This window comes from Agathobaculum sp. TL06 (assembly GCF_054658635.1).
Genome location: NZ_BAAGGY010000001.1, coordinates 184989 through 204364, shown reverse-complemented (window position 1 = coordinate 204364; position 19376 = coordinate 184989). Strand labels below are relative to the sequence as shown.

Here is a 19376-nt window from a genome sequence, read left to right as displayed (position 1 = left end):
ACGCAGAGGAGGGGGAAACCATGGAGCAATTGAAAATACTGGTGGTGGACGACGATAAGGAGATCGTGGACAGCATCGGGATATTTCTAAAGGCGGAAGGCTATGCGGTGGAAAAAGCGTATAATGGCCTGGAAGCGCTCGATATCCTGATGAGCCGCACCGTGCATCTGCTGCTGCTTGACATTATGATGCCGGAAATGGATGGGATCAAGACGCTGCTCAAGGTGCGGGAGAGCAAAAATATACCGATCATTCTGATATCCGCAAAAAGTGAGGACGCGGACAAGATACTTGGCCTAACGGCGGGCGCGGACGATTATATCACAAAACCGTTTAATCCCTCCGAGATGGTTGCCCGCGTAAAAAGCCAGCTCCGGCGGTACACCCAGTTAGGCGCGATGCAGGTAACGGAAAAGCAGATCGCGATTCGCGGCCTGGTGCTGGATACCGAGAGCAAGACTGTGACGGTGGATGGGGAAAGCGTCCGACTCACGCCGCTGGAATATAAAATACTGGAGCTGCTCTGCCGCCACCCGGGCAAGGTGTTCTCAACCGAGGAAATATACCGGCAGGTGTGGAACGACGAGATCGTGTCGGACAATGCAATTGCGGTACACATCCGGCATATCAGGGAAAAAATCGAGATCAACCCGAAAGAGCCGCGATACCTCAAGGTTGTATGGGGCGTGGGCTATAAGATAGAGAGGAGCGAGGGAGCATGACGGCAAAAAAGATATTCCGCAGCACAGCGGCGAAGCTGATCGCGTTTCTGGTTGTTGTTGGCTGCGTGGCGGGCGCGATCACGCAGGCCGAATATGGGATAATGAATATGCTTCGCTGGTCGAACGACAGCGAACTGGTATACCGGCTGGAAGACCGGTTTGAGAGTTCCCAATTGGTGAATGGTTTGGTCAGCACCACGGTAGCGGATTTGGACTACGCGCTGCACGAGGGGCTGGATCAGGAGACCTTCGACTGGCGGTTCAGTGGGGCGGATTTTATCGGCGACTATTATGGACGCATGGGCGACCGTGTGCTGAAAAACAGTGATTTAACGGAGGAGGAAGCTGCGTCGTCCCTGTTTTTTGTCGTGGCGCAGGCGGACGGTACCTTAAAGTATAGCGGGAATTACATGTTTATGCCATTCCAGTATGCCTATGTCGATCCGGAGACAGGAGTATACAGGGAAGAGGATGTGCCGGAAAACAGCGTGATCTATGTGCGCATTACAGAAGAACAGGCCGCGGAATATGCGGCGCAATGGTCGGCGCAGCGCGGCGCGTTGATGGGGATACTGCGTAACCTGGTCGTTTTGTTCCTGCTGGCGGTGATCGCGTTTATTTTCCTGCTGTTTGTCACCGGACGCACAGGGGAGGACGAAGCCGTCCATCTGGTCACCATTGACCGCCTGTTTATTGAGTTTAATTTGCTGCTGCTGTTTGGGCTGCTGATCGCGGCAGGGGCGTTCAATTTTTATGTGATATTTGAGGGAACGCAGCAAAATGATATGGGCGGCATGTGGTGGTTCCTGGCGCCGAGCATTATTCTGTTTACCGGCGCGTTCGCACTGGCGGTCGAGCTGTCGCTTTCCCTGGTGCGGAATCTGAAAAACCGGAGCTTTGTGCAGCGCTCGTTCATCCTTCGGGCCTGCCGATGGTGCTGGGGAACGGTCAAACGGATCTGGTTCTGGCTGGTTGGCCTGCTGCGCCGCGGCTGGCGCGCCATTGGCCGCGGCGGGAACGGCGTGTGGAGAAAAATCCTGAAAAATTACAAGACCCGCAATGTACTGCTGATATTTTTGGGGTATTCGGTCATACTGGCCCTTCTGGCGATGATGTTCGCCCTGATGATAGTGATAGATTACGGCGAGGGGCTTCTGGCCTTTATCCTCGGCGTGGTCTGGTTTGCAGCGGCGGCATGGTTTCTGCTCAGCCGTATCAACGGCTTTGAATGTGTTGTGGAAGCGCTGCGGCGTCTGCGCGGCGGCGAATTGGAATATAAGCTGGAAAACATGCCGGCCGGTGTCTTCTCCGAGATGGCGGAGGATATCAACTCCCTGGGCGATGGGATGCAGACCGCGCTGCAGAACGAGATCCGCGCGGAACGGATGAAAAGCGAACTGATTACGAATGTCAGCCATGACCTGAAAACCCCGCTCACCTCCATCCTGAATTATGCCGACCTGCTGTGTCAGGAGCATTTGACGCCGGAGGAAGCAAACGACTATGCAAAAATCATCCATCAGAAAGGGCTGCGGCTCAAAAACCTGACGAGCGACCTGTTCGATATCTCCAAAGTGCAGTCGGGCGCGGAACAGATGGAGTGCGAACGGCTGGACGCCTGCACACTCGTCCGGCAGGCGCTCGGCGAACAGGATCAGTCGATCGTGGGCGGCAAATTGACGCTCAAGGTGGATATACCGGAGCATGAGGTGCCGATCTGGGCGGATGGCAAAAAAATGTCCCGTGTGCTGGAAAACCTGATCGGGAACTGCGTGAAATACGCGTTGGCGGGTACGCGCGTCTTTGTTTCGGTTTGCGAACGGGAGGAAACCGCGGTGATCGAAATCAAAAACACCGCAAACTACGCGATGGATTTTGACGCGAACGAAATCACAGAACGGTTTGTCCGCGGTGACGAAGCGCGCTCGACCGAAGGGAGCGGCCTGGGGCTTGCGATTGCGAAAAGCTATGTGGAGGCCTGTGGCGGCACACTGTCAGTCGATGTGGACGGGGATTTGTTCAAGGTCCGCATCCAATTCCCGCTCTATGCTTTGCACGGAGGAAAATAAGAATAAGAAAAGGCAGCCGGAAACCGGCTGCCTTTTCCTGTAAAAAGTAAAAAAGAAAGGTAAAAGGAGATAGCGAATTGTAAAAATGCAAGCCGTCCGGTAACGCCGGACGTAATGCCTGTATCGTTTGAAATCGGGACAATCCTGTCCGCGCTTAATAGTATAGCGTGCTTTTTGCACAAACGCAAGAAAAAGATTTCGTCATTTCAAACAAAAAATATTTTGAAAAACCCTCTTGACATGGTGTGACTATTGTATATAATAAATATATACAAAGCGAGAGGAGAGGATGGAATGGAAATAATCCTGTCCAATATGGATGGAACGCCGATTTATGAGCAGATTGTACGGCAGATCAAGGCCAAGATCGTCGGCGGGGAACTGACAGCGGGAGAGGCTTTGCCCTCCATGCGCCTGCTGGCAAAGGAGCTGCGCATCAGCGTGATCACAACCAAGCGCGCCTATGAGGAATTGGAGCGGGAGGGCTTTATCATTACCCAGACCGGCCGCGGCAGCTTTGTCGCGCCGTGCAATACCGAACTGCTGCGCGAGGAGCAGCTCCGCGTGGTGGAGGAACACCTGACAGCGGCGGTGCGCGCCGCCCATCTGGGCAATCTGGATAAGGCGGAGTTCCTGGGAATCGCGGAAACATTGTTTGAGGAGGAAACATGATGGAAAACGCATTGGAGATAAATGGGCTGTGCAAGCATTACGATGGGTTTGCCCTGCAGGACGTGAGCTTCACGCTTCCGCGCGGCGTTGTGATGGGCTTCATCGGGGAAAACGGCGCGGGCAAGACCACCACGATCAAAGCGGTGCTTAACCTGATCCGGCGGGACGCGGGCGCGATCAAGGTGCTGGGGCTGGACAATATAGCGCAGGAGCGCGCGGTGAAGGAGCGTATCGGCGTGGTGCTCGAGGACGGCTGCTTCCTGAACACGCTGACCGCCCGGCATGTGGATGTGCTGATGGGCAAGGCCTATCAAAGCTGGCAGTCCGAGCAGTTCTTCCGCTTTATGGAACGCTTTGGGATCGACCGTAACAAAAAGATCAAGGATTATTCCAAGGGGATGCGGATGAAGGTTTCCATCGCGGCGGCGCTGTCGCACGGAGCGGAATTGCTGATTATGGACGAACCGACCAGCGGACTGGACCCTGTGGTGCGCGACGAGGTGCTCGACCTGTTCTACGATTTTATGCAGGAGGACAGCCACGCGATTTTACTGTCCAGCCATATCACGAGCGATCTGGATAAGATCGCGGACCATATCACCTTTATCCATCAGGGGCGCGTTCTGCTGAGCGAGCCGCGCGACGAGCTGCTGGATACCTTCGGCGTGCTGCGCTGCACGGCGGAGCAGCTTTCCGCGCTGGAGCCGTCGGCCGTGCGCGCAAAAAGGATTGGGGCGTTCGGCTGCGAGGCGTTGGTGCGCAGGGGTAGTGTGCCGGCAAACTGGCCGGTCGAGGCCGCCAATATCGAGCAGATCATGCTGTTCCTGACCAGGGGGGAGGAGACGCGATGAAAGCGATGCTGTATGCGGACTGGATGAACTTCCGGCAGTCTATCCGTTCAATTTTGTTTGTCATGGTGGTATTTGCTGCAACCGCGTTGGTGTGGAACAAGCTGATGTTTTTCAACTTCATCGTAGTGATGCTCAGCATCATGATTCCGACGACGCTGTTCGCCGCGGATCAGGCGTATGGCTGGAACCGCCTGAGTCTGTCGCTGCCCATCCTGCGGCGCGATGTGGTCGGCAGCAAATTTTTGATCGGCTCACTGATTAACCTGGCGCTGCTGGGGATCGGTTCAGCGCTGGCGTCGGCATACTGCGTGTTTTATGACTCGTCAACCAGTCTGGCCGAGGTTTTGGCGGGCCTGCTCGTGTGCGAGGCGGTATCCCTGTTTCTGATGGGGGTGCTGATGGCGGTCACTTTCCGGTTCGGCATTGAAAAAGGCCGGTATATCGTTATGGCGTGTGTCTGGGTGCCGGTTTTGGGGATGTTTGTGCTCGAAAAGCTGCCCGGCTTTGGCGAGGCGTTCGAGGCGGCCGCCCGATGGCTGGATACGGCCGAGAAGGCGCGGCTCGGCCTGTTGATCGCGGCGGCGGTAGCGGTCAGCGTCGCCGTATATCTTATCTGCTATCTGATCAGCCTGAAAATCTATCAAAGGACTGAGCTGTAAAGGAGGGAGCGCCCGATGAAAGCGATATTATATGCGGACTGGATGAATTTTCGCCTTTCCATCAAGTCCATGCTGTTTGCGCCGGTGATTATTCTGGTATGGGCGGTCATAGCCGAGCAGCCGATCTTTTTCTTTTCCATGCTTGTCGTTATGGGGTATATGTTTCCCAATACGGCCTTTTCGGCGGAGCAGTCCGCCGGCTGGGACCGTCTGAGCCTGTCGCTGCCCATCCTGCGGCGCGAGGTGGTGGCAAGCCGGTTTTTGCTGGCGCTGGTCGTCAATCTGACGCTGTTTGTGTGCAGTCTGGTGTTTGCCACGGTTTACTGCCTGGCGCATGGGCAGCCGCAGGCGTTGATGGAAAATTATATGTCCGTGCTGGCCTGTGAAGCGGTCGCGATTATTATGATCGGTGCGGAACTGGCGGCAGCGTTCAAATGGGGCATCCAAAAGGCGGGGTATATCATGCTGGCAGCATTTTTTCTTCCGCTGGCGCTGGTGTTTGCCGCGGTAAGTCTGGAAATCCGGATACCGCTGCTGACGGCAGCGGGGCGCTGGCTTGCCGGAGTGGAGGAAAGGCGCTTTGCCCTCCTGCTGCTGGGCTGCCTGGCGGTGGCGCTGGTGATATACCTGTTGTGTTATCGGGTCAGCGTGCGGCTTTACCGGAAAAAGGAGCTTTGAAATGAAGTATTGCGAATACTGTGGAAAAGCCCGCGACACGGATGCGGAAACCTGTCCGGCGTGCGGAGTACGGCTGCGCGCGCCGGAGGATAGGGCGGTTCCGGACGACGCGCCGGCGGTAACAGAAATGCTGTTGCCTGGCCTGCTCTGAGGGAAGGGGAGAACCGGTATGAAAAACGGCGCAAAATGCCCGAAGTGCGGCGGGACCCACAGTATCCGCATCCCCAATAATCCGTACCGCCATGCCAGCGGAAACAATATTTACACGACAAGGGCGACGCTGCTCGGCAAGATACCGGTGATCCGCTACGTCTGCTATGACTGCGGCTATATTGAGAACTGGGTGGAAAAACCGGAGGAACGGGAAAAGCTGCGGCGCACCTTTGGATAGAGAAAAATACATAAATGCCGGAAAAGCTCCATACCCTGAAACAGCAGGGGAAAGGAGCTGATGCAAATTGCTGGTTGTCAGTATTTTGCTGCCGCTTGCGGTCGGCGGACTGTCCGCATGGCTCACTATGGGCAGCATGGACCAGTACGGGGCTTTGATACAGCCACCGCTTGCGCCGCCGGCATGGGTGTTTCCAGCAGTATGGACGGTGCTGTATATTCTGATGGGGGTCGCGTGCTGGCTGGTCTGGAAATCGGACGCGGCGCGGCAGGACAAGAAGCGCGCGCTGACGCTGTACGGCTTACAGCTTGCGGTAAATTTTGTCTGGCCGTTACTCTTCTTTGGCCGCGGCTGGTATGGGGTGTCGTTCCTGTGGCTGCTGCTTCTGCTTGTGCTGGTGCTGGCTACCGCGGCGGCGTTCGGCAGGATACGGAAAGCGGCGGCATGGCTGCTCGCACCCTACATTCTGTGGCTGTTGTTTGCCGGATATCTGAATTGCGCCATCTGGCTGCTGAACGGATAGGGGAGAAAAGGAAAAAGCGCTCCGTATGGAGCGCTTTTTTGACGTGTTATGACTGGTGCTGTAAGCCGGGTTCTGTATTAGACGGTCATCTATCTGGGACGCGCGTCGCCGCGCGCCTCAAGCCGCCAGTCGGGACGGACGGGCCGCCCATAGTCCCTGTCGGCGTTGCTGCGGATAGAGTTTACAGGCCCCCCATGTTGCCATGGGGCGCGGTGAGCCCTTACCTCGCCTTTCCACCCTTACCGTGTCTCCATTGCGGAGCCGCGGCGGTATTTCTCTGTTGCACTATTCCTGGGGTCGCCCCCGGCGGACGTTATCCGTTATCCTTGCCCTGCGCAGCCCGGACTTTCCTCATGCGTAACGCACGCGACCGTCTGCACCAGTCACGGTATCCAGTATACCCCAAAAAAACGTTCCCGTCAAACCTGTACTTGCAAAATTGGATGAAATCGGTTATACTGTACATCGAGAAAAAGGCGGTGGACGCATTATTATGACAGCTTTGGAACAATATCTCGGCGGCCTGTCGGATAAACGGGTCGGCGTAATCGGCGCGGGCGTTAGCAATATGCCGCTCATCCGCATGCTGCGCGCGGCGGGAGTCCGCGTGACGGTGCATGATAAAAAGACCCCGACAGAGCTTGGCGACGGCTATGCAACGCTGGCGACGCTGGGCGTGGACTTTGTGCTGGGCGAGCATTACCTGGAGGCGCTGGACGAGGACGTGATCTTCCGCACGCCGGGCGTGCATCCGCGTTTTTTGGAAAACGCGCGGCAGAATGGCTCGGAAATCACAAGCGAAATGGAGCTTTTCTTCGCGGTCTGTCCGTGTCCGATCATCGGTATCACAGGCTCGGACGGCAAAACGACCACGACGACGTTGGTGAGCGAAATGTTAAAGCATGCGGGCTACACCGTGCATCTGGGCGGCAACATCGGCACACCGCTGCTGCCGCGCGTAAATGAGATGCAGGAAGGGGATCTCGCCGTTGTCGAGCTTTCGTCGTTCCAGCTCATGGGGATGCGGCATTCGCCGCACATCGCGGCGATCACCAATCTGACGCCCAACCACCTGGATTACCACAAGGATTTTGACGAGTATGTGCAGGCGAAAACGGCTATTTATCTAAACCAGAAAGCGGATGACCGTTTGGTGCTCAATCTGGATGACGAGGTTACCCGTTCGCTGCACGCTTCCGGCAATCTGTTCTGCACCAGCAAAACGCAGGAGCTTGCGAACGGTGTGTTCCTGAAAGATGATATGTTGTATATTTCGGAGGACGGTACGCGCCGTGCGCTGATGCCGGCGGCGGATATCCGCATCCCCGGCGCGCACAACGTATACAACATGATGATGGCTGCGGCCGTTGTACAGGGATATGTGACGGATGACGATATCCGCGCGGTTGCGACGACCTTTGGCGGGGTGGAGCACCGGATCGAATTCGTGCGGGAAAAGGACGGCGTCAAATACTATAACGATTCGATTGCCTCCAGCCCGACGCGCACGATCGCCGGCCTGGAATCTTTCCAGCAGAAAGTGATCCTGATTGCGGGCGGCTATGATAAGCACATCCCTTATGATGTGTTGGGCGGGCCGATCTGCACCCATGTCAAGACCCTGATCCTGACCGGCGCGACCGCACCCAAGATACGCGACTGCGTGCTGGCGGCCGAAGGGGAACACCCGCCGATCATTGAGGTTGCAGACCTTGAAACCGCCGTGCGCGAAGCACAGGCGCAGGCGCAGGCGGGCGATGTGGTCATCATGAGCCCAGCCAGCGCGTCGTTTGACCGGTTCAAAAATTTTATGGAGCGCGGCAAGCTGTTCAAATCACTGGTGGAAGCGCTGTAAAACCGTATGTGTACAAAATGAAAAGACAGCCTCCGGATAACCGGAGGCTGTCTTTTTACGCGGTGTGCCGGAACGCTTTCGCAGCGCATACGGCGGTGAACAGGAAGGTGAACAGCTCGGTCACCGGAAAGGCAGCCCAAACGCCCGTGATACCGAACCATGCGGTCAAAAGGAAGAGGAACGGCACGATCGCGATTACGCCGCGGAGCATGGAGAGCAGGAACCCCTGCGCGGAACGCCCTGACGCGCTGAAAAAGATCGAAGAGACGATATTGCAGCCGGCGAACCAAAAGCCGCAGAAATAGATACGCAGTCCGGTGACCGCGTAGCCGGCGAGGACCGCGTTGTTTTCGCTGTTGAACACCGCGGTAATGGGAGCGGCAAATACGAAAACCAGCGCATAAAGCAGCGTAGCAATCGCGAGCGATGACGTAATGCCGTACCGGTAGAAGCGGCGAAGCGCGCCGTGGTCGTTCAGGCCGCTGCTATGGCTGACAAGGGGCTGCATGCCGGTCGACAGACCTTGAAAGATCGCGATGGCCACCAGCGCCAGATTGGCGACGATACCGTATGCCGCAACGCCGGTATTGCCGGAAATCCGCAGCAGGACGAAATTGAATAAAAACAGCACGACGGCGGAGGAAAGCTCCCCGACGAAGGAAGAGACGCCGGGCGCGCAGATCGAAGCGAGCAGGCGGCCCTGCGGCCGCACACGGCACAGATGAAAGCCGCGGGCAGGGCTGCGCAGATGGCCGGAAAGGATCAGCAGACTGATAATCGGGGAAAGCCCAGTAGCGAAAGCCGCGCCAAACATGCCCCAGTTGCAGGGGAAAATGAACACATAGTCCAAAACAACATTGGACAGGCTGCCGACTATCATACCGCACATAGCGCGCCCGGGCGCGCCGTCATTGCGGACAAAAGCAAGCAATACATTGTTCATCACAAAAAAAGGCGCGAAACTGAGCAGGGTGCGCAGATAAACGCTGGTCAGGGGAAAGGTGTCCGCATCCGCACCTAAAAGACGAGAAACCGGCGCCGCGCCAGCCAGCCCGATCATCATAAAAAGCAGGCCTACTGCAAGGCCGAGCCCGACGGCATGCGTAAACGCGTGATCCGCAGAGGTGTTGTCGCACTGGGCGCGGTTGACGGTATAGCGGGTTGCGCCGCCGACGCCAATCATCAACCCCAGGCCGTTGAGCAGGTTATAGGCGGGGATAGCGATATTGAGGGCGGCAAGACCGTTCGCGCCCATTCCGCGGGAGACGAAAAAGGTATCCGCAAGGATATAGCAGGAAAGCCCCAGCATGCCAAGCACGTTCAGTGAGGCGTAGCGCCCGAAGGAGCGCAGGTCGGCAGTATGTTCCATTTTGATGTCCTCCTTTACCCAATAAAAAACGCCAGCGCTTTCTATCTTCTAAGGCCTACGATAGAAAGTCTGGCGCAGCAATTTTTATCCGGCGATAAAAACGCGAGCATATTTGGTTTGCAGCTTTTTTAATATAGCACCCCGCGAAAAGCTTGTCAAGATAAATTGAGAACCCCGGCGTCAGGGCGCAGGAAAAGCGGTGAAATGCCGCTCATGCCGTGTGTAATCAGCGTATGGAGCAGTTCCGCGGTTTGCTCGGCTGTCATATCAGGCGCGTCGCCGCGCAGCCAGGATGACAGCAGGGATATGACGCCGGGGAGGGTATAGGAATAAATCAAAAACTTATAGTTGCGGGAGCTTTCCGGCATGAGCAAGCCCCATCCCTGCTGGAAAGCGTTGAAGAGCAACTGCTGCAGGCGGCGGATAAAGCGGGGATCGCCCTGCTCGCCGGTAAGCGCATAGAACAGCTTGGGGATGCGCGGCGTTTGCTGCAGGAGCTTCAAAAAGGCTACCAGCTCCTCGAACACATGCTCATGAGGCGCACGGGAAAACTCCTGCTCGATATGGTCGATGATATTGTTTTCGATTTCAACCAGGAGCGCGTCGACATCCCGATAGTGAAGATAGAACGTGCTGCGGTTGATATCGGCCCGCGCACAGATATCGGTTACGGTGATATCGGATAACGGCTGTTCGGTAATCAAATCAATAAAGGCGTCGCGCAGTGCGTTGCGCGTATAGAGCACACGGCGGCTGACTTTCTTTTCTGGCATGATGCGGTTCCTCCTGACTGTTGCTATTCTATCAGGCTGCAGGGGAAAAGTCAACGCCGTGTTGAAAAGAAAACGTAGTGTGGATAAAATTTAACGGATTTTTAGCAGACAGAATTTTTTTGTTGTCTGGAAAATTTTTTGAAAAAAGCTGTTGACAAATTTCGCTCTATTCGATATAATACATATTGTCGCTGACAGTGAGGCGACTCGATGAGAAAGCAAATGCGAGTGTGCTGGAACTGGTAGACAGGCACGTTTGAGGGGCGTGTGTCAATCGACGTACGGGTTCAAGTCCCGTCACTCGCACCACTCTCTCAGGTGCGAGAAAAGAGAATATGCGGATGTGGCGGAATGGCAGACGCGCTAGCTTCAGGTGCTAGTGTTCGCAAGGACGTGGGGGTTCAAGTCCCCCCATCCGCACCAAAAGACCACCGACGGCTGTCGGTGGTCTTTTTCCTTTGCCGCCTTGCGAATACGGATAAAATAAGGTAAAATAAAAGCGGAAGCGGCTGGGAAATATTTTCCGGCCAAGCATATCCGGACGGAAAATCCGGTCGAAGCATGTCGGCTGGCAAAAAATTTCGTCGGTATATTCTTTCCGAACCGCGGGGAAAATCCTGATAGAACGCACAACCTGTGCATGAGGCAGGAGGGTTTTCCATGCAAACCAAAGTAGAGATCTGCGGGGTAAATACATCAGGGCTGCCGGTGCTGTCGGCCAAAAAGACCGACCAGCTGCTGCTGCGCGTGAAGCAGGGAGACAAGCAGGCGCGGGACGAGTTGATCCAAGGCAACCTGCGGCTGGTTTTGTCAGTCGTGCAGCGCTTTCAGGGCCGCGGTGAATCGCCGGACGATTTGTTTCAGGTGGGCTGTATCGGGCTGATGAAATCAATCGATCATTTTAACACCGATCTCGGCGTGCGTTTTTCCACCTATGCCGTGCCGATGAACGTTGTTTGGGGAAACCTCCAACCAAATGAAAAAAGACCGCGTCATACATACCCAAGGTAAAGGAGAAAACAATGCTGTTCTGTAACATCGATATACTGGATGAAGGGTTCATTCTGAAAAGGGGACAATATGTAGGAACAAGGGACGGTATGATAGATTATATCGGACCGGACGCGCCGGATGCGGATTATGGTGAGCGGTACGATGGGCGTCACCGTTTGCTGCTGCCCGGCTTCTACAATGTACACAGCCACGCGCCCATGACCCTGCTGCGGGGCTATGCGGAGAACCTCCCGCTGCAGCGCTGGCTGAATGAAAAGGTCTTCCCGTTTGAAGATAAGCTGGATGATGAGGCCGCTTACTACGGCACACAGCTTGCGATTGCTGAAATGCTGGCCTGCGGCACGGTGTCATTTACGGATATGTATTTCTTTCTGGATGGGATGACCAGAGCGATTCTGGAAAGCGGGATCAAATGCAATTTGAGCCGGGGGCTTACCGTGTTTGACGACAGTGATTACGAAGCGCTGCCGGCATACCAGGATAACCTGCGGCTGCTGGGCGAGTGGAACGGCGCGAACCAGGATCGGCTGCGGGGCGATCTGTGTATCCACGGGGAGTACACCTCGACCCCGAAGGTGGTGGAGGCGGTTGCCGCGCAGGCCAGGGCATGCGGCGCGCGGATGCATATTCACCTTTCGGAAACGCAGGAGGAGCATGAGGCGTGCAAGCAGCGGCACGGCATGACGCCGGCGGCTTATATGCAGGCGCATGGCATATTCGACGTGCCGGCCACAGCGGCGCACTGCGTCTGGCTGGAGGGGGAGGACTTCGACATTCTCAAGCAGCATGGCGTTACCGTTGCCTGCTGTCCGGCCAGCAATCTCAAACTGGCGTCAGGCTATGCCAATGTACCCAGGCTGCTCGATATGGGCATTAACGTCGCGTTGGGTACGGATGGCGCGGCCTCCAACAATAATCTCAATATCCTGCAGGATTTGTACCTGTTCGCTGTGGCATATAAAGGATATTATTACGATGCGACGTTAATTACTCCCGCACAGGCGCTGTATGCGGCGACACGCGCCGGCGCTTTGTCACAGGGGCGGACGGACAGCGGCCTTCTCAAAGTTGGCTGCAAGGCCGACCTGTGCGTCATCAATACGGATACACCGCAGTTCACCCCCATGACGGATGCGGCCTGCAACGTGGTATATGCGGCGCAAGGGGCGGATATCCGGCTGACGATGGTGGATGGCGAGGTATTATACCGCGATGGTTCGTATACCACGATCGACCTGGAAAAGGTCAAGGCGGAGGCGCAGCTGCGCACCAGCCGGATTTTGTCCACACTGTAAGGGGGCATATCGTATGAAAAAAACAAAAGTGGATGAATCGACGGATTATTTGAAAAGCAGGCTGCCCTTTGCGCCGGAAATCGGATTGGTTCTTGGATCCGGACTCGGCCCAATGGCGGAGGAGCTGGAAGCTGCGGTGTGCATCCCGTACGGAGAGATCCCGCATTTTCGAGTATCCACCGCGCCGGACCATACCGGACGTTTGATCTGCGGTATGCTGGAGGGGAAAAAGGTCCTTTGCATGCAGGGACGCCTGCACGGCTACGAGGGCTATGCGCCCGAGGAGATCGCGTATCCCGTCTATGTGATGAAGGCGCTTGGCGTGCGCGCGTTGGTGCTGACGAATGCGTCGGGCGGGATCAATACATCGTTTTCGGTCGGCGATCTTATGCTGATTGAGGATCACATCAATATGACGGGAAAAAGCCCGCTCACCGGACCGAATGACGACAGCCTGGGCGCGCGCTTTCCGGATATGACGTTTGCGTATGCACCTGCTTTGCGGGATACCGCACGAAAGGCCGCGTTATCCTGTGGTGTGACGCTCCGGTCCGGTGTGTACTGCGGCGTGAATGGGCCGCAGTTTGAAACGCCTGCGGAAATCCGGATGTTTCGCGCAATGGGAGCCGACGCGGTCGGGATGTCCACGGTATTTGAAGTGATCGCGGCGGCGCACTGCGGCTTGCCGGTAGCCGCGGTTGCAATGATCACCAATATGGCGGCGGGTGTTTTGATGCAGCCGCTTTCCGGCGCGGAGGTCAACCAGATTGCGGAACAACGCGGGGAAGAATTCCGGCGCTTCATGCACTGTCTGATAGCGGGATTATGACCAAAGACTGTGTGAAAAAGCGGGTCCAGAATGGACCCGCTTTTTCTGTGTAAAACAAAAAAGGTTTTGCAAGATGCAAAACCTTTTTATGGTCGAGGTGACAGGATTTGAACCTGCGGCCTCTTCGTCCCGAACGAAGCGCTCTACCAAGCTGAGCCACACCTCGAATTATATCCGTCACAATGTTTTCCAACCGTGACAGCTTTTATATTATATCTCGGATAAGCAGATATGTCAAGACTTTTTTCCACAAGTTTTTCAAAAACAGGCAGAGTGGAACAGAGCGAAGAAATCGGGAGGAAATGCGGCGGCCGCTGCCGCTCACAGCTTGGCGGCAGCGGACTTTGGGCCGCGCCATGCGATGAGCTGCGCGGCAACCGATACCGCGATCTCTGCGGGGGTCTGCGCGCCAATAGCAAGTCCGATCGGCGTGATGACGCGCTGCCGCACATGGAGGAAGCCCTCGCTTTCCAACAGGGAAAAGACCGACTCCCGCTTGCGGCGGCTGCCCATTACGCCGATGTAGGAAGCGGGGGTGGAGAGGGCGAAACGGAGCGCATCCGTATCCCCTTCATGGCCGCGCGTCATGATACAGAAGGCGTCGTCGGCGGCAGGGGAAAGCGGACCGGCCAATGTTTGGGCGAGTAAAGAAAAGGGGATGCAAAAGGTGTGCTCGGCATGGGGGAAGCGTTCCGGCGAGCAGAACGCCGCGCGGTCGTCAATGACAATATGGCGAAACTCCAGTTGATACAGGAGCGGGGAAAGAGCGAGCGACACATGCCCGCCGCCCAGCACGAACACCCGACCGGTATCAGATAAGGGGAGCGCCAGGACTGGACGCCCTTCCAGAAGGACAACAGCGGGACAGGAGGGGATGGACTGCTCCTGCGAGAGTAGCGGTGCGGAGCCGTCCAGCGGCAGGCAGAATCGGACAGGCGGGACGGCATGGAAGCTATCCACGGCCTGTTGCAGCGGCGCAGCGCCGGTAAGCGGGGTGAAAAGAACCTCGGCAGTACCGCCGCATACCATGCCCAAGCTGCCCGCCTGCCGGTTGTCCAGCACAAAGGTTTCGCAGCGCGGTGCGGTAAGGGCGGACGAGGCGATCGCAAGGCAGCGGTGCTCGAGCAGCCCGCCACCGATCGTGCCGCACAACAGGCCGTTTTCCCCGACAAGCATCAGGGCGCCGGCCTTGCGCGGCGTGGAACCGGTGGAGCGGACGATGGATACCAGCATCGCGGGCCGGCCGGCCTGTATTTCACACAGCGCGGTTTGCAGCAGTTGTTCGATCATGCGGGATACCCTCCGTTTTCAAGTCAGCAGCAATACATGCTCAGGCGCGATGCCGAGCGAATCAGGGAGCACGGCCGGCTTCCTGTCCTTGGGGAAGCGCCACCAGAGCGAAGGCGCGCTTGCGGCCTGGCTGTGGTAGCGGAACAGCAGGATCCATTCAAACGGCTCTTCCAGCTCGTCCGCCCATGACACGGGCAAGCGGTTGGTCGGAACCTGCGGATGGAAAGCATGTGCGCGCAGGCCGACCGCCTTCAGGTTGTCCGGCACAGGCTGCGCAGCAGTCAGATGGACGCCCCAGTCGAGTGCTTCGACGGTATATGCACCCGCCTTGACCGCGCGGGAGATGTTTTTGCAGCCGGTCAGACGGGCGGCGGCCTCGCTGCCAGGGGCGGCAAAAACCTCTTTCGTGCCGCCCGCGCGCAGGATACGGCCATCCTCCATGATGCACAGGCGGGAGCAGAGGCGATAGGCTTCGTCGCGGCTGTGCGTCACCATGACCGCCTGTCGCCCGTAGGCGCGCAGCAGGGACATGAACTGGGGCTGGAGCTGGTCGCGCAAATGCCTGTCCAGCGCGGAGAACGGCTCGTCCAGCAGCAGCAGGCGCGGCTGGCTGACCAGCATGCGGGCAAGCGCTGCCCGCTGCGCCTGCCCGCCCGAAAGCTGGGCGGGGCGGTGCTTTTCCAGGCCGGTGAGCTGAAGCATTTCGAGCGTTTCCCGCAGGCGCCGTTGACGGGTGGCTTTATCCTTTTCCGCGTGCAGGCCGCACAGGATGTTTTTTTCCACCGTCATATGGGGAAACAGGGCGTAATGCTGGAACAGATAGCCAACCTGCCGTTTTTGCGGCGGCAGGTTGATGCCGCGCGCGGAATCGAACAGTGTTTCACCGTCCAGCACGATCCGGCCTTCGTCCGGCTTTTCTACGCCGGCGATACATTTGAGCGTCATGCTTTTACCGCAGCCGGAGGCGCCCAGCAGGCCGGTGACAGCGTCCGCCGTCTCAAACGAAGCGTTTAATGTGAAAGCGCCCAGCCGCTTGCGGATATCGACAGATAAGTTCACCCGACATGTCCCCCTTTCCGCTGGCGGCGCTCAAGCAGGTTCACGGTCAGCAGCACCGCTGCCGAGATCGCAAGGTTGACCAGCACCCAGTAAAATGCGTGCAGGTCGTCGCCGGTGCGCCACAGCTGATAGACGGTGGTGGAGATGGTCGCGGTACGGCCGGGCGTATAGCCGATCAGCATGCTGGTCGCGCCGTACTCGCCCAGCGCGCGGGCAAACGCCAATACGAAGCCCGCGAAAATCCCCTGCCTGCAGGCAGGCAGCCGGATACGCCAGAATATGTAGCAGTTGGAGAGGCCAAGCGTTTGCCCAGCCTGCGCCAGGGTCTCGTCGAACGCTTCAAACGCGCCGCGCGCGGTGCGGTACAGCAGGGGAAACGCGACGACCGCTGCCGTGATTACGCCGCCGTACCAGGTCATCACGAATTTTATGCCGACGCTTTCCAGCGTCATGCCCAGCGGCCGCCGGCTGCCGAACAGCAGCAGCAGAAAATATCCGACGACCGTAGGCGGCAACACGAGCGGCAGGGTCAGTATCACGTCCAAAACGCCCTTGAGCGTGCGGGGCAGGCGCACGGCGTAGTATGCCGCCGCGATGCCTGTAAAAAACACCAGCACGCTGCTGATCGCCGCGATGCGCAGCGAGTTCCAAAGCGGATACCAGTCCACCCGCGTTACCTCCTCAAATCCCAGTGTGGGGCTGAACCCCGCTTTCTGTCCGAACCCAGCCTGCGCCGTTAGGCGACTTTAGAGAATCCCACCGCTTCAAACACTGACATGGCCTCGTCCGTAGCAAGGTAGTCCAGAAAGGCCTGCGCCGCCTCCTGGTGCGCGGAGGTCTGCAGCACGGCCGCCGGATAAATGACCTGTCCGCACATTTCAGCCGTCGCCTCATCGACAACGGTCAGGCCCGCGCTGTAAGCGTCCGTGCAGTAAATAACGCCCGTGTCCACGCTGCCCTCGCTGACCTGAGTAGTGACCTCTTTGACGTTGCTGCCGTAGGTGATACACTGTGCTTTGGCGAGCGCTGGTTCATTCAGGCCATAGTAGGCAAGGATTTTTTGCGTATATTGACCGACCGGCACATCGCTGTTGCCCATGGCGAGCAAGATATCGCCTGCTTCCAGGTGCGCGGCCAGCGTGCCAAAGCTGTCGATGCCCTTGGGGTTGTTTTCCGGCACAGCAAGCGTCACCTTGTTTTCCAACAGGTTGACACGGCTGCCTGCCAGCACGAAATCCAGCCCGTCGGTGTTGACCGACGGGTCAGCCGCCGCATCCAACTGGTCCATCTGCTTCTGGCCGGCGGAAATAAACAGGTCGCACACCGCGCCTTCCTCGATCTGGGTCTTGAGTGTGCCGGAGGAGTCAAAATTAAAGGTCAGCGTCACGTCCGGCGCGACGGTTTTGTAGTCCTCGGCGATCTGGTTCAGGGTTTCGGTAAGGCTGGCCGCTGCGAAAACGACCAGTTCGGTTTCCTGTCCTGCTGCGGTGTCGCCGGATGCGGCTTCCGTGCCGCCGCAGGCGGTCAGACTGAGCGCTGTTGCTGCCGCGAGCAGCCATGCAATGTGTTTTTTCATACAAAGTTCTCCGTTTCTGATAAAGAATCGATCAGTTCCTGCACTTCGTTGAAAAACCTGGATAAATGAAAACCGTCTGCAACCGCATGATGGATATTCATGGTAAGCGGCATGCGATATTTTTCCTGTTCCGCTTCATATTTTCCCCAGGTGATAACAGGGGCAAGAAATTTTCCTTCATCGAAAACATGCACGTCAAAATGCTGGTACCTGACCCATGGCAGGCAGGATACATCGAAAAAGTTCGGCGGCTGTTTTTCTGCAAAAGCGCGGGTATTCTGATGCTTGCGTTTATCCGCCATATAACTGGCATGGAACATAAACAGATCTTCCGTGTAAGGAGTAACATATTTGGTAAAGCTTTCGTCTTCTTGATGAAATTCGGTGTAGGAAGGGGAAATGCATTCCCATCTTATTAAATTTCCATCATTATCCCAGCTGTATTTGAATTCATCGTGGCTATTGACGATCTTGGAAACCACCCATAGCATACAGGGATAAAACTTTAGATTGAGCTTTTTTGAAAAACCGAGCAGAGGCGTTATGTCAATATCAACCGTTAGGCTCATAACAATGCGCATATGCTTCAGGTAGAATTGAAAAAGCGCTCCTCGGCTCCATTCCGTTAAATCGATTTTTGTATATTTCATATGAATCATTCCTTTGCATTTTAGTAATTGGAAAATGCAAAGTGATTTTGGATAGCATTTCTGCTCCATACAGGCCTATCCTAATCAACCTTGCATGGAGCTGCAGCAATGCATAGCTTCATAAAGCACCTCCGTCGACCAAGCTGCAGCCGCTTGACGGAATAAATTTCACTGTCCACAGTCCTGCGGCATGCCGCGCAGAAGGTCAAGCGCGTGGGGGAGCTGGTCCAGAAATACGTCCATGCCCTCCATACACGCCTTGGGGCTGCCGGGCAGATTGATAATCAACGTCTTGCCGCGGATGACCGACGCCGCGCGGCTGAGCATGGCGCGCGGCGTGATGCGCATGCTCGCGGCGCGGATCGCTTCCGCGATGCCGGGCGCGTCGCGTTCCGCGACAGCGCGTGTCGCCTCGGGTGTGATATCGCGTGGGGCAAAGCCTGTGCCGCCCGTGGTCAGAATCAGGTCGAGCTGCCGCTGGTCGCACAGACGGATAAGGCTGCGCTCAAGCAGTTCGCGCTCGTCCGGCAGGACAAGCTGCTCGGCAACCACGAATCCGGCCGCGGCCAGCCGTGCGGCGACCGAAGGACCGCTTTTATCCTCCCGCTTGCCTGAAGCGCAGCGGTCGGACAGGGTGACGACCGCCGCCTGATAGGGTAAGGGCGCGGTGCGCGGCTCGACTGTCATCTCATCTCCTGCGGAGATTCGCCCGCCTGCGAGCACGCGGGCGAACACACCCTCGCGCGGCATAATGCAATCCCCCATTTTTGCGTAAATCGCACAGTGGTGATGGCATTCCTTACCGATCTGTGTCAGCTCGAGCAGCGCATCCCCGCAGCGCAGCAGCGTGCCGACCGGCAGACTGCGGAAGTCGATGCCCTCCACCACAAGATTTTCTCCAAACGCGCCGGGGCGCACATCCGCGCCTTTTGCGTTAAAAGCAGCGACCTCCTCTGCGGAAAGCAGACTGACCTGTCGGTGCCAGTGTCCGGCGTGCGCGTCGCCGCGAATCCCCCAATCCTTTTCCAGCAGGGCTTCCTTTCGGCTTTGCTTTTGTACGCCGCGCGTTTCGCTCGTACATACGGCGATTATCTTTCCCAT

20 protein-coding genes, 3 tRNA genes, 1 other RNA gene and 1 pseudogene are annotated in these 19376 nt (G+C 57.0%); 15 read left to right on the top strand and 10 right to left on the bottom strand.

All coding sequences use genetic code 11. The features are described from left to right. Positions 1-29: 29 nt before the first annotated feature. The 9 genes from ACYQ3S_RS01015 (at position 30) to ACYQ3S_RS00975 (ending at position 6565) form a co-directional block, all read left to right on the top strand. Positions 30-722 (top strand): response regulator transcription factor, encoded by a 693-nt coding sequence (locus tag ACYQ3S_RS01015; protein ID WP_459686946.1) that lies wholly within the window; start codon positions 30-32, stop codon positions 720-722. Continuing rightward, complete coding sequence (locus ACYQ3S_RS01010) at positions 719-2791, top strand: sensor histidine kinase (protein WP_459686913.1); 2073 nt, start codon at positions 719-721, stop codon at positions 2789-2791. Before ACYQ3S_RS01015 ends, ACYQ3S_RS01010 begins: the two co-directional genes overlap by 4 nt. A gap of 294 nt (positions 2792-3085) precedes the next feature. Further along, the gene (locus tag ACYQ3S_RS01005) at positions 3086-3463 is read left to right on the top strand and encodes a GntR family transcriptional regulator (RefSeq protein WP_459686912.1); all 378 of its coding nucleotides are present in this window, start codon (positions 3086-3088) and stop codon (positions 3461-3463) included. Further along, positions 3463-4314, top strand: a complete 852-nt coding sequence (locus ACYQ3S_RS01000) for an ABC transporter ATP-binding protein (RefSeq protein ID WP_459686911.1) — start codon at positions 3463-3465, stop codon at positions 4312-4314. The genes ACYQ3S_RS01005 and ACYQ3S_RS01000 overlap by 1 nt, the downstream gene beginning before the upstream one ends. Further along, positions 4311-4973: an ABC-2 transporter permease gene (locus ACYQ3S_RS00995; protein ID WP_459686910.1), complete on the top strand. Its 663-nt coding sequence runs from the start codon at positions 4311-4313 to the stop codon at positions 4971-4973. The genes ACYQ3S_RS01000 and ACYQ3S_RS00995 overlap by 4 nt, the downstream gene beginning before the upstream one ends. Positions 4974-4988: 15 nt before the next feature. Then, the gene (locus tag ACYQ3S_RS00990; protein WP_459686909.1) at positions 4989-5651 is read left to right on the top strand and encodes an ABC-2 transporter permease; all 663 of its coding nucleotides are present in this window, start codon (positions 4989-4991) and stop codon (positions 5649-5651) included. 1 nt (position 5652) lies between these two features. Beyond that, positions 5653-5802 (top strand): zinc ribbon domain-containing protein, encoded by a 150-nt coding sequence (locus ACYQ3S_RS00985; RefSeq protein WP_459686908.1) that lies wholly within the window; start codon positions 5653-5655, stop codon positions 5800-5802. Positions 5803-5820: 18 nt separating this feature from the next. Then, positions 5821-6042 (top strand): hypothetical protein, encoded by a 222-nt coding sequence (locus ACYQ3S_RS00980; protein ID WP_459686907.1) that lies wholly within the window; start codon positions 5821-5823, stop codon positions 6040-6042. A 67-nt stretch (positions 6043-6109) separates the two neighbouring features. After that, positions 6110-6565: a TspO/MBR family protein gene (locus ACYQ3S_RS00975; RefSeq protein WP_459686906.1), complete on the top strand. Its 456-nt coding sequence runs from the start codon at positions 6110-6112 to the stop codon at positions 6563-6565. Positions 6566-6610: 45 nt separating this feature from the next. Here the strand turns inward: ACYQ3S_RS00975 and rnpB are convergent. Next, positions 6611-6951, bottom strand: an RNA gene (gene rnpB, locus ACYQ3S_RS00970) — RNase P RNA component class A. 107 nt (positions 6952-7058) lie between these two features. Here rnpB and murD point away from each other — a divergent pair. Beyond that, complete coding sequence (gene murD / locus ACYQ3S_RS00965) at positions 7059-8420, top strand: UDP-N-acetylmuramoyl-L-alanine--D-glutamate ligase (protein ID WP_459686905.1); 1362 nt, start codon at positions 7059-7061, stop codon at positions 8418-8420. Positions 8421-8475: 55 nt separating this feature from the next. Here the strand turns inward: murD and ACYQ3S_RS00960 are convergent, their stop codons facing one another. Continuing rightward, on the bottom strand, positions 8476-9789 hold the full coding sequence (locus tag ACYQ3S_RS00960) for an MATE family efflux transporter (protein ID WP_459686904.1): 1314 nt from the start codon (positions 9787-9789) through the stop codon (positions 8476-8478). Positions 9790-9944: 155 nt separating this feature from the next. Then, positions 9945-10562: a TetR/AcrR family transcriptional regulator gene (locus ACYQ3S_RS00955; RefSeq protein ID WP_459686903.1), complete on the bottom strand. Its 618-nt coding sequence runs from the start codon at positions 10560-10562 to the stop codon at positions 9945-9947. A gap of 224 nt (positions 10563-10786) precedes the next feature. On the opposite strand from ACYQ3S_RS00955, the gene ACYQ3S_RS00950 reads away from it, so the two are divergent. The 5 genes and pseudogenes from ACYQ3S_RS00950 (at position 10787) to ACYQ3S_RS00930 (ending at position 13700) form a co-directional block, all read left to right on the top strand. Further along, positions 10787-10871: transfer RNA gene (locus ACYQ3S_RS00950), tRNA-Leu, on the top strand. A gap of 28 nt (positions 10872-10899) precedes the next feature. Next, positions 10900-10985, top strand: a tRNA-Leu gene (locus ACYQ3S_RS00945). Positions 10986-11222: 237 nt separating this feature from the next. Further along, positions 11223-11510: pseudogene (locus tag ACYQ3S_RS00940) on the top strand (sigma-70 family RNA polymerase sigma factor); the annotation flags it as partial. 152 nt (positions 11511-11662) lie between these two features. Next, positions 11663-12871, top strand: coding sequence for an amidohydrolase (locus ACYQ3S_RS00935; protein WP_459686902.1), 1209 nt, complete (start codon positions 11663-11665; stop codon positions 12869-12871). A gap of 13 nt (positions 12872-12884) precedes the next feature. Then, positions 12885-13700: a purine-nucleoside phosphorylase gene (locus ACYQ3S_RS00930; protein ID WP_459686901.1), complete on the top strand. Its 816-nt coding sequence runs from the start codon at positions 12885-12887 to the stop codon at positions 13698-13700. A gap of 89 nt (positions 13701-13789) precedes the next feature. Here ACYQ3S_RS00930 and ACYQ3S_RS00925 read toward each other — a convergent pair. The 7 genes from ACYQ3S_RS00925 to ACYQ3S_RS00895 form a co-directional block, all read right to left on the bottom strand. Beyond that, positions 13790-13866: transfer RNA gene (locus tag ACYQ3S_RS00925), tRNA-Pro, on the bottom strand. Positions 13867-14021: 155 nt separating this feature from the next. Further along, positions 14022-14990 (bottom strand): XdhC family protein, encoded by a 969-nt coding sequence (locus tag ACYQ3S_RS00920; protein ID WP_459686900.1) that lies wholly within the window; start codon positions 14988-14990, stop codon positions 14022-14024. 18 nt (positions 14991-15008) lie between these two features. After that, positions 15009-16049 carry a sulfate/molybdate ABC transporter ATP-binding protein gene (locus ACYQ3S_RS00915; protein WP_459686899.1) on the bottom strand — a complete coding sequence of 347 codons (1041 nt, stop codon included), beginning with the start codon at positions 16047-16049 and terminating at the stop codon, positions 15009-15011. Further along, positions 16046-16717: a molybdate ABC transporter permease subunit gene (gene modB, locus ACYQ3S_RS00910; RefSeq protein ID WP_459686898.1), complete on the bottom strand. Its 672-nt coding sequence runs from the start codon at positions 16715-16717 to the stop codon at positions 16046-16048. Before modB ends, ACYQ3S_RS00915 begins: the two co-directional genes overlap by 4 nt. 68 nt (positions 16718-16785) lie before the next feature. Next, entirely contained in the window at positions 16786-17625 is an 840-nt protein-coding gene (modA, locus tag ACYQ3S_RS00905) for a molybdate ABC transporter substrate-binding protein (protein ID WP_459686897.1), read from the bottom strand. Further along, a complete protein-coding gene (locus ACYQ3S_RS00900) occupies positions 17622-18275 on the bottom strand; it encodes a CatA-like O-acetyltransferase (protein WP_459686896.1) in 654 nt (217 codons plus the stop codon). Before ACYQ3S_RS00900 ends, modA begins: the two co-directional genes overlap by 4 nt. Before the next feature lie 168 nt (positions 18276-18443). Continuing rightward, positions 18444-19376, bottom strand: coding sequence for a molybdopterin-binding protein (locus ACYQ3S_RS00895; protein ID WP_459686895.1), 933 nt, complete (start codon positions 19374-19376; stop codon positions 18444-18446).

What these genes read in the sequence shown, in the direction of transcription:
- ACYQ3S_RS01010 (WP_459686913.1), top strand. Translation starts at nt 719, where the DNA reads ATGACGGCAAAAAAGATATTCCGCAGCACAGCGGCGAAGCTGATCGCG.
- ACYQ3S_RS01005 (WP_459686912.1), top strand. Translation starts at nt 3,086, where the DNA reads ATGGAAATAATCCTGTCCAATATGGATGGAACGCCGATTTATGAGCAG.
- ACYQ3S_RS01000 (WP_459686911.1), top strand. Translation starts at nt 3,463, where the DNA reads ATGGAAAACGCATTGGAGATAAATGGGCTGTGCAAGCATTACGATGGG.
- ACYQ3S_RS00995 (WP_459686910.1), top strand. Translation starts at nt 4,311, where the DNA reads ATGAAAGCGATGCTGTATGCGGACTGGATGAACTTCCGGCAGTCTATC.
- ACYQ3S_RS00990 (WP_459686909.1), top strand. Translation starts at nt 4,989, where the DNA reads ATGAAAGCGATATTATATGCGGACTGGATGAATTTTCGCCTTTCCATC.
- ACYQ3S_RS00985 (WP_459686908.1), top strand. Translation starts at nt 5,653, where the DNA reads ATGAAGTATTGCGAATACTGTGGAAAAGCCCGCGACACGGATGCGGAA.
- ACYQ3S_RS00980 (WP_459686907.1), top strand. Translation starts at nt 5,821, where the DNA reads ATGAAAAACGGCGCAAAATGCCCGAAGTGCGGCGGGACCCACAGTATC.
- murD (WP_459686905.1), top strand. Translation starts at nt 7,059, where the DNA reads ATGACAGCTTTGGAACAATATCTCGGCGGCCTGTCGGATAAACGGGTC.
- ACYQ3S_RS00960 (WP_459686904.1), bottom strand. Translation starts at nt 9,789, where the DNA reads ATGGAACATACTGCCGACCTGCGCTCCTTCGGGCGCTACGCCTCACTG.
- ACYQ3S_RS00955 (WP_459686903.1), bottom strand. Translation starts at nt 10,562, where the DNA reads ATGCCAGAAAAGAAAGTCAGCCGCCGTGTGCTCTATACGCGCAACGCA.
- ACYQ3S_RS00935 (WP_459686902.1), top strand. Translation starts at nt 11,663, where the DNA reads ATGATAGATTATATCGGACCGGACGCGCCGGATGCGGATTATGGTGAG.
- ACYQ3S_RS00930 (WP_459686901.1), top strand. Translation starts at nt 12,885, where the DNA reads ATGAAAAAAACAAAAGTGGATGAATCGACGGATTATTTGAAAAGCAGG.
- ACYQ3S_RS00920 (WP_459686900.1), bottom strand. Translation starts at nt 14,990, where the DNA reads ATGATCGAACAACTGCTGCAAACCGCGCTGTGTGAAATACAGGCCGGC.
- modA (WP_459686897.1), bottom strand. Translation starts at nt 17,625, where the DNA reads ATGAAAAAACACATTGCATGGCTGCTCGCGGCAGCAACAGCGCTCAGT.
- ACYQ3S_RS00900 (WP_459686896.1), bottom strand. Translation starts at nt 18,275, where the DNA reads ATGAAATATACAAAAATCGATTTAACGGAATGGAGCCGAGGAGCGCTT.
- ACYQ3S_RS00895 (WP_459686895.1), bottom strand. Translation starts at nt 19,376, where the DNA reads ATGGGAAAGATAATCGCCGTATGTACGAGCGAAACGCGCGGCGTACAA.